Source organism: Methylobacterium indicum (assembly GCF_017347565.1).
GTDB classification, from domain to species: Bacteria; Pseudomonadota; Alphaproteobacteria; order Rhizobiales; family Beijerinckiaceae; genus Methylobacterium; species Methylobacterium indicum.
The window spans coordinates 5,253,747-5,266,902 of the sequence record NZ_AP024145.1 but is presented as its reverse complement, the minus strand read 5'-3'; the positions used below and the strand labels follow the sequence as shown (position 1 = coordinate 5,266,902).

Annotated in this window: 12 protein-coding genes; 9 read left to right on the top strand and 3 right to left on the bottom strand. The window is 73.8% G+C overall.

The window, feature by feature from the left end:
* Positions 1–30: 30 nt before the first annotated feature.
* The gene (locus tag miv_RS24425) at positions 31–1,176 is read left to right on the top strand and encodes a DSD1 family PLP-dependent enzyme (RefSeq protein ID WP_207179400.1); all 1,146 of its coding nucleotides are present in this window, start codon (positions 31–33) and stop codon (positions 1,174–1,176) included.
* An 8-nt stretch (positions 1,177–1,184) separates the two neighbouring features.
* Positions 1,185–1,577, top strand: a complete 393-nt coding sequence (locus miv_RS24420) for a RidA family protein (RefSeq protein ID WP_048430430.1) — start codon at positions 1,185–1,187, stop codon at positions 1,575–1,577.
* A gap of 18 nt (positions 1,578–1,595) precedes the next feature.
* On the opposite strand, the gene miv_RS24415 is transcribed toward miv_RS24420, so the two are convergent.
* A complete protein-coding gene (locus tag miv_RS24415) occupies positions 1,596–2,957 on the bottom strand; it encodes a Gfo/Idh/MocA family protein (RefSeq protein ID WP_207179399.1) in 1,362 nt (453 codons plus the stop codon).
* A gap of 173 nt (positions 2,958–3,130) precedes the next feature.
* The gene (locus miv_RS24410; protein WP_048461072.1) at positions 3,131–3,340 is read right to left on the bottom strand and encodes a hypothetical protein; all 210 of its coding nucleotides are present in this window, start codon (positions 3,338–3,340) and stop codon (positions 3,131–3,133) included.
* A 152-nt stretch (positions 3,341–3,492) separates the two neighbouring features.
* On the opposite strand from miv_RS24410, the gene miv_RS24405 reads away from it, so the two are divergent.
* The 3 genes from miv_RS24405 to miv_RS24395 all read left to right on the top strand — a co-directional run bounded on the left by miv_RS24405 (position 3,493) and on the right by miv_RS24395 (position 6,631).
* A complete protein-coding gene (locus miv_RS24405) occupies positions 3,493–4,704 on the top strand; it encodes a putative DNA modification/repair radical SAM protein (RefSeq protein ID WP_048430428.1) in 1,212 nt (403 codons plus the stop codon).
* A complete protein-coding gene (locus tag miv_RS24400; protein ID WP_207179398.1) occupies positions 4,704–6,161 on the top strand; it encodes a UdgX family uracil-DNA binding protein in 1,458 nt (485 codons plus the stop codon). The genes miv_RS24405 and miv_RS24400 overlap by 1 nt, the downstream gene beginning before the upstream one ends.
* Positions 6,162–6,253: 92 nt before the next feature.
* Positions 6,254–6,631, top strand: a complete 378-nt coding sequence (locus miv_RS24395) for a hypothetical protein (RefSeq protein WP_425312991.1) — start codon at positions 6,254–6,256, stop codon at positions 6,629–6,631.
* A 14-nt stretch (positions 6,632–6,645) separates the two neighbouring features.
* Here the strand turns inward: miv_RS24395 and panB are convergent, their stop codons facing one another.
* Positions 6,646–7,470, bottom strand: a complete 825-nt coding sequence (gene panB / locus miv_RS24390) for a 3-methyl-2-oxobutanoate hydroxymethyltransferase (protein ID WP_207179395.1) — start codon at positions 7,468–7,470, stop codon at positions 6,646–6,648.
* Between the two features lie 301 nt (positions 7,471–7,771).
* Here panB and miv_RS24385 point away from each other — a divergent pair, with 301 nt between their 5' ends.
* From miv_RS24385 to miv_RS24370, 4 genes are all read left to right on the top strand, one after another.
* The gene (locus tag miv_RS24385) at positions 7,772–8,224 is read left to right on the top strand and encodes a hypothetical protein (RefSeq protein ID WP_048427820.1); all 453 of its coding nucleotides are present in this window, start codon (positions 7,772–7,774) and stop codon (positions 8,222–8,224) included.
* A 156-nt stretch (positions 8,225–8,380) separates the two neighbouring features.
* Positions 8,381–9,391 carry an AAA family ATPase gene (locus miv_RS24380; RefSeq protein WP_207179394.1) on the top strand — a complete coding sequence of 337 codons (1,011 nt, stop codon included), beginning with the start codon at positions 8,381–8,383 and terminating at the stop codon, positions 9,389–9,391.
* 4 nt (positions 9,392–9,395) lie between these two features.
* Positions 9,396–10,310, top strand: coding sequence for a DUF58 domain-containing protein (locus miv_RS24375; RefSeq protein ID WP_207179393.1), 915 nt, complete (start codon positions 9,396–9,398; stop codon positions 10,308–10,310).
* A gap of 11 nt (positions 10,311–10,321) precedes the next feature.
* Positions 10,322–13,144 (top strand): DUF4159 domain-containing protein, encoded by a 2,823-nt coding sequence (locus miv_RS24370; RefSeq protein WP_207179392.1) that lies wholly within the window; start codon positions 10,322–10,324, stop codon positions 13,142–13,144.
* The last annotated feature ends 12 nt before the right edge of the window (positions 13,145–13,156 follow it).

Here is a 13,156-nt window from a genome sequence, read left to right as displayed (position 1 = left end):
CCCGGACGACACGAGAGCGACCCACGCACCATGGCCGAACCGACCCCGCTCCACGCCCTCGACACGCCCTGCCTGCTCCTCGACAAGGCGATCCTGCGCGGCAACGTCGCGCGGATGCGAGCACACCTGGACGGGCTCGGCGTGACCCTGCGCCCGCATCTCAAGACCGCCAAGTCCCTCGACGTCGCCCGCCTCGCCATGGCGTCGCCGACGGGTCCCGCCATCGTCTCGACCCTGCGCGAGGCCGAGTATTTCGCGGCGGGCGGGGTGCGCGACATGATCTACGGGGTCGGCATCGCTCCGGCGAAGCTTCCCCGGGTCGCGGCGATCCGGGCCGGCGGCACCGACCTCGAGATCATCCTCGACAGCCTCGACCAGGCCGAGGCGGTGGCGGCCCATGCCCGCGCGAGCGGCGATGCGCTCCCGGTGCTGATCGAGGTCGATGCCGACGGCCACCGTTCCGGCGTCGCGCCGGGCGACCGCGACACCCTGGTGGCGATCGGCCGGACGCTCACCGGCGGCGGCGCCGCATTGCGCGGCGTGATGCTGCATGCCGGCGACAGCTACGCCCTGTCGGACCCCGACGCCCTGGCGGCCGCGGCCGAGGACGAGCGCGTCGCCGCCGTGACGGCGGCCGAGATCCTGCGGGCGGCGGGCCTGCCCTGTCCGGTGGTGAGCGTCGGCTCGACACCGACGGCGCGGTTCGCCCGCGACCTCACCGGCATCACCGAGGTCCGGGCCGGCGTGTTCATGTTCGGCGACCTGTTTCAGGCCGGAATCGGCGCGGTCGCGGTGGCGGACATCGCCGTCTCGGTGCTCGCCACCGTGATCGGCCACCAGCGGGCGAAGGGCTGGATCATCGTCGATGCCGGCTGGATGGCGCTCTCGCGCGACCGCGGGACGGCGCGCCAGGCCGTCGACCAGGGCTACGGCCTCGTCTGCGACCCCGCCGGCCGGCCCTATCCCGACCTCGTGGTGCGCGACGCCAACCAGGAGCACGGCATCGTGGCGGTCCGTACGGGCTCGGGAGCCGACCTGCCGGACCTTCCGATCGGCGCGCAGGTGCGCATCCTGCCCAACCACGCCTGCGCCACCGGCGCGCAGCACGACCGCTACCACGTCCTCGATGCGGATCACCGCGTCGCGGCCGTCTGGCCCCGCATCAACGGCTGGTAGGAGCCCCCATGACCGATCCGATCACCCGCCTCGCCACCCGCGACGCCGCGGCACCCGCCGGGCACTACTCGCAAGGAGTGGCCTGGGGCGACCTCGTCTTCGTGTCGGGCCAGCTCGGCGCCCGGCCGGACGGCAGCCACACGGCCGACCAGCCCTTCGAGGTCCAGGCGCGCCAGGCGCTCGCGAGCCTCCTCGCGATCCTGGCCGAGGCGGGCAGCGGGCCGGAGCGCATCCTGCGGGTGACCGCCTACGTCGTCGGCGTCGCGCACTGGCCGGAGTTCAACCGGATCTACGCCGAGGTGATGGGCGGGGCGAAGCCGGCCCGCACGGTGGTGCCGGTGCCCGAACTCCACCACGGCTACCTCGTGGAGGTCGAGGCGATCGCCGTACGGGGCGGATGAGGCCGCGCCGCGGCCTCCTCACTCCGCCTCTTCCGGCTCCGGCCCGCGGGTCGGGTCGAGGCCCTTGGCGTCCTGCTCCCTTGCCTGATCCTTGGCCTTCTCCTTGTCGGTCAGGCTCGGGCGCCGCTCCGGGCCCTTCAGGGCCACGGTCTGGCCGGTGCGGGCGGCCTCGTAGATCGCCTCCATCAGGATCTGGTCCTGCAGCCCCTCCTCGCCCGGGGTGCGGGGGGTGCGGTTCTCCAGGATGCAGGTCGCCATGTGGTCGATCTCGAGGGCGAACTGGTTCTTCGCCCCGAGCACCCGCTCCTCCCGGGCCTCGGCCTTGCCCTCGCGGTGGCTGAGGAACAGCCTCTGGCCCTGATACGCGAAGGCGTTCTGGAGCGCGATCGCGCCGCCCTCGGCCTGCACGGTCAGCGAGCGGGTCTCGTGCGCGCCGTAGCTGGTGGAGCAGAGCGCCAGCGCGCCGGAGGGGAAGCGCAGGGTGAAGGCCACCGTCTCCTCGACCTCGCGGTAGAGCGGATCGTCCGGCGAGTGGATCTGCGCCTGGACCGCGACCGGTTCCTCGCCCATCAGCGCCCGTACGCCGTTGAGGCAATAGAGCCCGATATCCGGCAGCGACCCGCCGCCGGCCAGCGCCTTCTTCAGGCGCCACTGCTCGGGCAGGCTCATGGTCTGGGTGTTGGTCGCCTCGATCAGCCGGACCTTGCCGTACTTGGCGCTGCGCACGAGGCGCACGACCTCGCGGTTGTAGGGCTCGTACTGGCAGCGATAGGCGATCATCAGCTTCACCTTCGCGGCCGCGCAGGCCTCGATCATCGCCCGCGCCTCGCCCGACGAGACCGCCATCGGCTTCTCGCACAGGACGTGCTTGCCGGCGCCCGCCGCGGCGATGACCTGGTCGCGGTGGAGCGCGTTCGGGGTGACGATGTAGACGGCCTTCACCTCCGGGTTGCGGGCGAGCGCGTCCCAGCCGTGGTAGCCATGGACCGCCTCCGGCTTGATGCCGTACTGCGCCGCCACCGCCTTGGCCTTGTCGGGTGAGCCCGACATTAGCGCGACGGGCCTGGCCTTGCGGCACTCGCCGAAGGCCGGAAGGATTTCTTCGAGCGACAGCCGGCCGAGGCCCACGATCGCGAACCCGACCCGCTCGGCCGGCGGCAGCGGCGCGGCGGGGGGCGGAGCAGGGCGGTCGGAGGGGCCGCGCCAGTTCGGGAAGCTCACCCGGCCGTTCTCGACCTTGCCGGTATCGACCGGCCGCTCTGGGCCGGGCAGACCCTGGCCCGACGCACCTTGGGCCGACGCCGTCCCGAGGCCGACCAGTGTGGCACCCCCGGCCATCATCAGGCTGCGGCGCGAGAGGGCGGTGACATCGTCCGGCATCGGGCAACCATCCGTGGCGGTTTTGGGAGCCTGCGCAACGTGCCGGGGGTGGTGGGGTTCCGCCCGGCACGGGAGGCGAGCGATCCGCGTCCGCCCGGTCCGACGGAGGCCCGAACGCAGAGAAGCCGGCCTCGACGGCCGGCTTCCTGGAACGATCAGCGACGGCGGAAGGCTCACTCGCCCGCCATCATCTCCGGCGAGAAGTGGCCGCACCAATCCTGGGACGAGACCACCGGCCACAGGCCGTGGCCCTGCGGCTCGGGCTGGCTCACCGGCGGGTTGAAGCGGCACAGGCCCTCCTCGCCCTGCGGGGCGCCGGCATTGAGCTTGTGGTCGTCGAAGTAGCGGCAGCTGCGGCAGTTCGCGGACGGGTTCGTCGCCATGCGGCATCTCCTCGTGAATTAGAAACGCTCCAATCAGCGGGACAACGGCGGGGCAGGCGGGGGGTTCCGGGCGTCTCGGATGCGGCTTTCGACCACGGGGTTCAGCGCGCTTCCGCCTTGAACGAAACAGGAACGAGGGCCAGGTTGCGGGGATGGACGACGCCCTGAAGAAGAAGCTCACCATCCTCGCCGACGCGGCGAAGTACGATGCCTCCTGCGCCTCGTCGGGAGCGCCGAAGCGCAAGGCCGAGGCCGGCGGGCTCGGCTCGACCACCGGGGCGGGCATCTGCCACGCCTACACGCCGGACGGGCGCTGCGTCTCGCTGCTCAAGATCCTGCTCACCAATTACTGCCTGTTCGACTGCGCCTATTGCGTCAACCGGCGCTCCTCGAACGTCCGCCGGGCCAAGTTCTCGGTCGACGAGGTGGTGACGCTGACGGTCGAGTTCTACAAGCGCAACTACATCGAGGGGCTGTTTCTCTCCTCCGGCATCATCCGCTCGCCCGATCACACGATGGAGCAGCTGATCCGGGTGGCCAAGACCCTGCGCCAGCGCCACGGCTTTCGCGGCTATATCCACCTGAAGACCATCCCGGAGGCGAGCCCGTGGCTGATCGAGCAGGCCGGGCTCTATGCCGACCGGCTGTCGATCAACCTCGAACTGCCGACCGAGGCGAGCCTGGAGCGGCTGGCGCCGGAGAAGGACGGCGCCGCGATCCAGACCGCGATGGGCCAGATGGGCGAGCGCATCCTGCAGGCCAAGGAGGAGAAGCGCCGCTTCGCGCCGGCCGGGCAGTCGACGCAGGTGATCGTCGGCGCCGATGCCAGCACCGACGAATCGCTGATCCGCACCAGCGCCCGGCTCTACGACCATTACGGATTGAAGCGGATCTACTACTCGGCCTTCAGCCCGATCCCCGACGCCGCCTCGATCCTGCCGAGCCAATCCCCGCCGCTCCAGCGCGAGCATCGGCTGTACCAGGCCGACTGGCTGATGCGGTACTACGAGTTCTCGCCCGACGACGTGGCGGGGGCGACGGAATCCGGCATGCTCGCCCTCGACGTCGACCCCAAGCTCGCCTGGGCCCTGCGCAACCGCGACCGCTTCCCCGTCGACGTCAACAAGGCCGACCGGGAGATGCTGCTGCGGGTGCCGGGGCTCGGCGTCCGGGCGGTGGACAAGATCGTGACGGCGCGCCGCCACGCGAGCTTACGACTCGACGACGTGGCGCGCCTGACCTCCGGCCTCAAGCGCGCCCGGCCGTTCCTCGTCGCCGCCGACTACGCGCCGACCCGGCTCACCGACCGGCTCGACCTGCGCGCCCGCCTCGCCGAGCCGCCGCGCCAGCTGAGCCTGTTCTGATGGAGGCTCAGACCCTTCAAGCCCGCACGATCCGGCTCGCACCCGGCGCCGATCTCGACGGGTTCCGGGGAGCGATCCGGCGGCTCGTCCCGGCGGGCGTCCCGCCGGAGGCGGTGACCTGGGTCGAGGGCGAGGCCCCGTCGCTGTTTCCCGACGCGATGCCGGAGGCGGCGCCGGGCCCCGCGCTCGCCCTGCCGCGGGCGGTGGCCGGCCTCGTCGCCTCGGTCGTGATGCACCGTGACCCCGAGCGCTACGGCCTGCTCCACCGGCTGATCCGGCGCGTCGCCGACGGCGAGCGCCACCTCGCCGAGGTGGCGAGCGACCCCCTGGTCCACCGCCTGCACCTGATGCGCAAGGCGGTGGGGCGCGACCTGCACAAGATGCACGCCTTCCTGCGCTTCCGCCGCGCCGGGGCGGGGCAGGAGGGCCGGGAGCGCTTCATGGCGTGGTTCGAGCCCGACCACCACATCCTGGCGGAGGCCGCGCCGTTCTTCTCCGCCCGCTTCCCGTCCTTCGACTGGTCGATCCTGACCCCGGACGGCTCGGCGCACTGGGACGGTCGCTCCCTTCGCTTCGGGCCCGGCGGCCGGCGCGAGGACGTGCCGGAGCAGGACGCCTTCGAGGCCGGCTGGACCGACTATTATTCCAGCACCTTCAACCCCGCCCGCACCAACCTCGCGGCGATGCGGGCCGAGATGCCGAAGAAGTACTGGCACAACATGCCCGAGACGGCGGCGATCCCGGCGCTCGTGCGCGAGGCCGGGCGGCGGGTCGGCGAGATGATCGCCCGTGCCCCCGAAGCCCCCGTCAAGCGCGTGCCGGCCCGGGCGCTCGCCGCCATGGCGGCGCAGGAGCCGGATTCGCTCGCCGCGCTGAACGCGGTCATCCGCGCCTCCGAGCCCCTGGTGCCGGGCGCGACGCAAGCCGTCCTCGGCGAGGGCCCGATCGGGGCGGGGATCGCCTTCGTGGGCGAGCAGCCGGGCGACCAGGAGGATCTTCAGGGGCGGCCCTTCGTCGGCCCTGCGGGCCAGCTCCTGTCGCGGGCCTTGCGGGAGGCGGGGATCGACCGCGACCGGGCCTATCTCACCAATGCGGTCAAGCACTTCAAGTTCGAGGCGCGGGGCAAGCGCCGCATCCACCAGAAGCCGACGGCAGGCGAAGTCGCGCATTACCGCTGGTGGCTGGAGCGCGAGCTCGCCTTCGTGGCGCCGCGCCTCGTGGTGGCCCTCGGCGCTACGGCGGTGCTGGCGCTCACCGGCCGGCAGGTGCCGATCACCCGGGCCCGCGGGCCGGCGACGTTCGAGGGCAAGCCCTATGCCTGCCTCGTCACCGTCCACCCCTCCTACCTCCTGCGCCTGCCCGACACGGCCCGGCCCGAGGCCTATGCGGCATTCGTCGCGGACCTGCGCCAGGCCGCGGCCCTCGTGGCGGAGCCGGCTCTCGGGGCTGCGGGATAGGATCTTACCTTACGGAAACGCTGCGCTGCGGCAACCAAGCCCGGGCTGCCGAGTTTGTCGCCTGACCGAATCGGGAATCGAGGACCATGAAGCTGATCGTGTCCGCCCTCGCGGCGGGATTGTGCCTGGCGGGCGCCGCGTCGCCCGTCTTCGCCAAGGGTGGCGCCAAGGCGGACCGCTTCGACGGCAACTGGAGCGTCGAGGTCATCACCGAGGGCGGGGCGTGCGACCGCGCCTACCGCTACGGCGTGATCATCCAGAACGGCCAGGCGCGCTATGCCGGCGCCGGCGACTTCACGGTGTCTGGCCGGGTGCAGCCGAGCGGCGCCGTGCGGGCGACGATCAGCCGGGGCGACGCCGCCGCGCAGGTGGTCGGCCGCCTGACCGCCGAGGGAGGCGGCAACGGCACCTGGACCACCTCCGGCTCCACCAGCTGCAAGGGCCGCTGGAACGCCGAGCGCCGCGGCTGACGACCCGCGCCGGCCTACGACGGGCCGTAGGTCTGCGCGTCTCCGGGAAAGCGCCCGGCCTGGACATCCTCCGCATACTCGCGCACCGCGGCCTCGATATGGCCGCGCAGCGCACCGTACCGCTTCACGAATTTCGGGGTGCGGTCGGACAGGCCGAGCATGTCCTCCAGCACGAGGATCTGGCCGTCGCAGGACGGCGAGGCGCCGATGCCGATGGTCGGCGCCGCGACCTCCCGGGCCTGCGCGATGGCGCGGGCCACCGGCTCGACGATCCCTTCGAGCACGATCGCGCAGGCGCCGGCCTCGCTGATCGCCCGGGCATCCTCCAGGAGCAGGCGCTGCGCATCCGGCCCCTTCCCCTGCACCCGAAAACCACCCATCGTGTTGATCGCCTGCGGGGTGAGGCCGACATGGCCCATCACCGGGATGCCGCGTCGGGTGAGGAACGCCACCGTCTCGGCCAGATGCGCGCCGCCCTCGAGCTTCACCGCGCCCGCCCCGGTCTCCTTCAAGATCCGGGCCGCGCTCGCGAAGGCCTGCTCGCGGCTCGCCTCGTAGGAGCCGAACGGCATGTCGACGACGACGAGCGCCCGGGCCGTGCCCCGCACCACCGCCTGCCCGTGCAGGATCATCATCTCCAGGGTCACCGGCAGGGTCGAGTCGAGGCCGTGAACCACCATGCCGAGCGAATCGCCGACCAGCACGACGTCGCAATGGGGATCGAGGATCGCGGCCATGGCTGCGCTCGTGGCGGTGAGCGCGACGATCTTGCGCCCCTCGGCCTTGCGCCGGGCGAGATCCGGGGCGGTCAGGCGGCGGGACTGCACGACCTGCGACATGGCATGGCCCCCTCGGGTTCCGGCGCGCCGGCCGGCCGCCGCATGACGCCCTTATAGAAGGCCCCGCGTTCCGGGGCAGCCCGGGCGGAGGGGGGAGGGGAGAGGCCCCCCGGACGGCCCGAGGACGCGGCCGGCGAGATCAACGGCCCGACCGTCACGGCCTCTGTTCGGCTAAGCTTCGTGCCGAAAGCACACAGCCCGGAAAAAATCGCTCCGGCGATGGAACCTGCCGCAGATCCGCCCTTGATCGGCGCGAGGCTCGCCGGGTTACAGTCGATCGATTCGACGCGAAGGCCTGATGATGAGAGCTCTGCTGTACGGCGCAATCTGCACCCTCGCGGCGGTCGAGCTGGCCGCGGCGGCCCACCCGGCCGCGGCCGCTCCGGCGAGCCGCGCCGAGCATCGGCGCGCCGCGCTCGCCCCCCTCGAACAGGCGGCGACCGACTGCTTCGCCGAGACGATCGGCAACAACCCGGCGGCGCTCGCCCATGCCCGGGCCGGCCGCTGGTACGAGGCGGCCGGGGTGATCGGCTTCCTGTGCCGGCCCGAGGTCGACGCGATGACCAAGGCCCGCGACCACCTCGAGGGGCGCGGCGCCGGCGGGCGCTACTTCACCGGACCCTATACCCGCCATCTCGGCGAGCAGCTCGCCCGGCGCCTCGAGCCGCTGCTGACCACCAAGACCGTCGCCACCGCCGAGCCGCGCCCCGACAGCGAGGCGCCCGGCGCGGCCGCTCCGGCCGGGGAGCCCTGAGGAACCGGACGACCCGGGGCGCGGCGTCCCGCCCTGCGTCGTCGCGCCGACCTTGCCTTGCGGTGGGGAAGGGATCCACACTCGCGGATCCCGAGAGGCACCCGTCGTGCCCTCGTCGGCACCCCGGGTGCCCAGGACCACGACCGAGGAGACCGCATGAGTGACGCCAGCGCGCCGGCCGCCGCGACCCCCATGGACGACGGCATCGTCGCCGCCGCGGAGGCCTGTCTCGACGGCGTCGGACGCGCTCGCGCGGCGATCCACCAGGTCATCTTCGGGCAGGAAGCCGTCGTCGACCTGGCGCTGGTCACCGTGCTGGCGGGGGGCCACGGGCTCCTCGTCGGCCTGCCGGGCCTGGCCAAGACCAAGCTCGTCGAGACCCTCGGCACCGTGCTCGGGCTCGATGCGCGCCGGGTGCAGTTCACCCCCGACCTGATGCCCTCCGACATCCTCGGCAGCGAGATCCTCGACGAGGACCAGGACCGGCACCGCTCGTTCCGCTTCGTGCGCGGGCCGATCTTCACCCAGCTCCTGATGGCCGACGAGATTAACCGGGCGAGCCCGCGGACCCAGTCGGCCCTGCTGCAGGCGATGCAGGAGCGCTTCGTCTCGGTGGCCGGCGCCCGCCACGACCTGCCGCGGCCGTTCCACGTTCTCGCGACCCAGAACCCGATCGAGCAGGAGGGCACCTACCCGCTGCCCGAGGCCCAGCTCGACCGCTTCCTCCTCGAGATCGACGTCGGCTACCCCGATCGCGCCGCCGAGCGCCGCATCCTGATCGAGACCACCGGCGCCGAGGAGCACCGGCCCGACGCCGTGATGGATACCGAGGCGCTGCTCTCGGCCCAGCGCCTGGTGCGGCGCCTGCCGGTCGGCGAGGCCGTCGTCGACGCGATCCTCGACCTCGTGCGCGCCGCCCGCCCCGTCGGCGGGGACGCGGCGATCGCCGACAAGCTGCTCTGGGGCCCCGGCCCCCGCGCCAGCCAGGCCCTGATGCTGGCGGTGCGCGCCCGCGCGCTGATCGAGGGCCGGGTCGCGCCCTCCGTCGACGACGTGGCGGCGCTCGCCGAGCCGGTGCTCAAGCACCGCATGGCGCTGAGCTTCGCGGCGCGCGCCGACGGCGAGACGATCCCCGGCCTGATCGGCCGCCTCGTCGGGCGGCTCTGACCCGGTGGCCCCGACGCGCGTCCTCGACGCGGCTGCCCGCGCCCCCGGCCGGCGGGAGACCGAGACCGCCCTCTCCCTCGCCGAGCGGATGCCGCGCCTGATCCTCGAATCCCGCCGGGTCGCCGCGACCCTGGCGCACGGCCTGCACGGCCGGCGCCGGGCCGGCCCGGGGGAGAGCTTCTGGCAGTTCCGCCCCTTCGTCGCCGGCGAGGCGGCGAGCCGGGTCGACTGGCGCCGCTCGGGGAGGGACGACCGGCTCTACGTCCGCGAGCGCGAATGGGAGGCGGCCCACACCGTCTGGCTCTGGGTCGACCGCTCGGCCTCGATGGGGTTTTGCTCCGACCTCGCCCAGGCGCCGAAGATCGAGCGCGCCCTCGTCCTGGCGCTGGCGCTCGGCGACACCTTCGTGGAGGCCGGCGAGCGGGTCGGCCTGCTCGGCCTGTCGCGGCCGCTGGCCGCCCGCACCATCGTCGAGCGGATGGCCGAGACGCTGGCCGCCGATCCGTCCGGCCTCGACGAGGACCTGCCGCCCCGCGCCCCCGTCGCGCGCTTCGACGAGGTGGTGCTCATCGGCGACTTCCTCTCTCCTCCCGATGAGGTGCGGGCCAGGGTCGCGGCCATCGCGGCCGCCGGCAGCCGCGGCCACCTCGTGATGGTGGTGGATCCGGTCGAGGAGAGCTTCCCGTTCTCCGGCCAGGCCGAATTGCACGACCTCGAGGCCGGCCTGTCGCTGCGGGTCGGCGACGCCGCCGCCTGGGGCGAGGCCTATCGCCGGCGGATCCGCGCCCACCGCGACGCCCTGGGCGAGATCGCCCGGGCGCAGGGCTGGACCCTCACCCTGCACCGCACCGACCGCCCGGCGAGCGAGGCGGCGTTGCGCCTCGTCACCCTGGTCGCCGCCGCCCGCGGCGCGGGCTGAGGACGCCTTCGATGTTCGGATTGTCCCTCGGCTTCGCCGCCCCCGCCGCCCTCGCGGCGCTGATCGCGCTCCCGGCGCTCTGGTACCTGCTGCGGGTGACGCCGCCGCGGCCGCGGCGGATCGACTTCCCGCCTTTGCGCATCCTCGCCGACCTGCTGCCCGAGCGCGAGACGCCGGCCCGTACCCCGCCCTGGCTGCTGGCGCTCCGGCTGCTCGCCGCCGCCTGCCTGATCCTGGCGGTGTCGGGCCCGGTCTGGAACCCGACCCCGCAGGCCGCGGGCGACGGACGCGCGCCCCTCGTCCTCGTCCTCGACAACGGATTTTCCGCCGCCCAGGATTGGCGCGACCGCCTCCGCGTCGCCACCGCCGAGGTCGAGGCGGCGTCCCGCGCCGGGCGGCCGGTGGCGCTCCTGCCCACGGCTTCGGCGCCGACGGGCCTCGAAGCCACCGGCCCCGGCCCGGCTCTGGAGCGTCTGCGGGCGATCGAGCCGCTGCCGCACCTCGCCGACCGCGCCGCGCATCTCCCCGCACTCACCGCCTTCCTCGACAAGACGCCGGGCAGCACCGTCGTGTGGATCCACGACGGCGTGGCGGGGCCGGACGGCGACGCCTTTCCGAAGGGCCTCGCGGCATTGGCCGGGCGCGACCGGGCCGAGATCACCGTGCTCAAGGCCGAGCGGCCGCCGGCGCTGGCGCTGGCCGGTCCCGATTCGTCGGGCGGGCAGCTCGGCGTGAGCGTGGTGCGGGCCGCCGCCAACGGGCGCGACGCCGGCACGGTGCGGGCCCTCGACGCCAAGGGCCTGCCGCTCGCCGAGACCAACTTCGCGTTCGCGGGCGGGGCCGACGCGGCACCGGTCCGCTTCGACCTGCCGGTGGAGTTGCGCAACGCCATCGCGCGGTTCGAGATCGCCGGCGAGCACTCGGCCGGCGCCGTGGTGCTGGCCGACGAGCGCGGACGCCGCCGCCGGGTCGGCCTCGTCTTCGGCGGGACCAGCGACCAAGCCCAGCCGCTCCTCTCGCCGACCTACTACCTCTCGCGGGCGCTCACCCCCTTCGCCGACGTGCTGGAGCCCCGCGGCGGGCGCGGCGTCGCGGAATCGATCGGCCAGATGCTCGATTCCCAGGTCTCGGTGCTGGTGCTCGCCGATGTCGGCGCCCTCGACCCCGCGACCCTGGAACGGGTCTCGGCCTTCGTCGACAAGGGCGGCCTGCTCCTGCGCTTCGCCGGGCCGCGGCTCGCCGCCGGCAGCGACGATCTCGTGCCGGTGCGCCTGCGCCGGGGCGGGCGCAACCTCGGCGGCACCCTGTCCTGGGACAGCCCGCGCACGCTCGCGCCCTTCGCCCCCGAGAGCCCGTTCGCCGGCCTGACGCCGCCGGCCGATATCGGCGTGCGGCGCCAGATCCTCGCCGAGCCGGACGGCGAACTCGCCCGGCGCACCTGGGCCGCCCTGCAGGACGGCACCCCGATCGTCACCGCCGCCAAGCGCGGGGAGGGCATGGTGGTCCTGGTCCACGTCACTGCCGACACCACCTGGTCGAACCTGCCGCTGTCGGGCCTGTTCGTGACCATGCTGCGCCGCGTCGTGGCGCTCGCCGGCACCACCCCGCCGACGGCCGACACCGCGCCCGGCGCCGCCCCGCCGGTGCTCGCCCCGCGCCTCACCCTCGACGGCTTCGGGGCGCTGAAATCCCCGCCCGCCACCGCCCGGGCGGTGCCGGCGACCTGGACCGAGCGGGCGACCCCGGACCACCCGCCGGGCTATTACGGCCCGGCCGACGGGGGCCTCGCCGTCAACGCGCTGACCGCCGAGGACCGCCTGAAGACCCTCGATCTCGCGAGCCTGACCGGCGCCCGCTTCGGCGGCCTGGAGGAGGCCCGGACCCGCGACCTGCGCGGGCCGTTCTTCCTCGCCGCCCTGCTGCTGCTCGCCCTCGACACCCTGGCGAGCCTGTGGCTCGGCGGCTTCCTCGGCCGGCTGACGGCCCGCCTGCGGCGGCATCCGGCGGCCGCGGCCCTCGTGCTCGGCATCCTCGTGCTCGGCGCAGGCCCCGAGACCGCTCGGGCCGCCGAGCCCGCCGCCAACCGGCCGAACGGCATCGAATCGGCGCTGGTCACCCGCATCGCCTACGTGATCACCGGCGACGCGACGGTGGACGAGACCAGCCGGGCCGGCCTCACCGGCCTGACCCAGATGCTGGCGAGCCGCACCGCGCTCGAACCCGGCGAGCCCGCCGGCATCGACCCGGCCAAGGACGAGCTCGCCTTCTATCCCCTGATCTACTGGCCGATCGTACCGAGCCGGCCGCTGCCGAGCGAGGCGACGATCCGGCGGATCGACGCCTTCATGAAGAACGGCGGCACGGTGATCTTCGACACCCGCGACGCGATGACCGCCCGCCCGGGCGGCCCGCCGACGCCCGAAGCCCTCACGCTCCAGCGGATGCTGGCGACGCTGGAGGTGCCGGAGCTGGAGCCGGTGCCCCGCGATCACGTGCTGACCAAGGCGTTCTACCTCGTCGACTCGTTTCCGGGCCGCTACGCCACCGGCCAGACCTGGGTCGAGGCCCTGCCGCCGGCGGGCGACGGGGCCGAGCGCCGCCCGGCGCGGGCCGGCGACGGCGTCTCGCCGATCGTCATCACGGGCAACGACCTCGCCTCCGCCTGGGCGGTCGGCCGGCGCGGGGAAGCGCTATACCCCCTCGTCGGCGGCGACCCGCGCCAGCGCGAGATGGCGTTCCGCGGCGGCGTCAACCTCGTGATGTACGCGCTCACCGGCAACTACAAGGCCGACCAGGTCCACGTTCCGGCTTTGCTGGAGCGGCTGGGGCAGTGAGGCGTCGCATCA